The organism is Burkholderia stagnalis (genome assembly GCF_902830275.1).
GTDB classification, from domain to species: Bacteria; Pseudomonadota; Gammaproteobacteria; order Burkholderiales; family Burkholderiaceae; genus Burkholderia; species Burkholderia stagnalis.
In genome coordinates, this window is the sequence record NZ_CADESW010000108.1 from 1 (window position 1) to 334 (window position 334).

The following is a 334-nucleotide window of genomic DNA, read 5'->3' on the forward strand; positions in this document are numbered from 1 at the left end:
ACCTCCACGGGCATCAGCACCGCGCAAAGCGGCGTCAACTCCCTGTCGACGGGCCTGAGCTCGACCAATAGCTCCGTTGCTTCGCTCTCGACCTCCACGTCGACCGGCATCAGCACCGCACAAAGTGGCGTCAACTCGCTGTCCACCGGCCTGAGCTCGACCAACAGTTCCGTCGCTTCGCTGTCCACGTCGACGTCGACCGGCATCAGCTCGCTGTCCACCGGCCTGAGCACCGTCACCACGACGACCAACAACCTCGGCAACAGCACGGCCGCGGCACTCGGCGGCGGCTCGACCTACGACCCGGCCACCGGCACGGTTTCGGCACCGTCGT

At 66.8% G+C, this 334-nt stretch carries 1 pseudogene; it reads left to right on the forward strand.

The features are described from left to right. A pseudogene (locus tag HWY45_RS36445) lies at positions 1–334 on the forward strand (hypothetical protein); the annotation flags it as partial.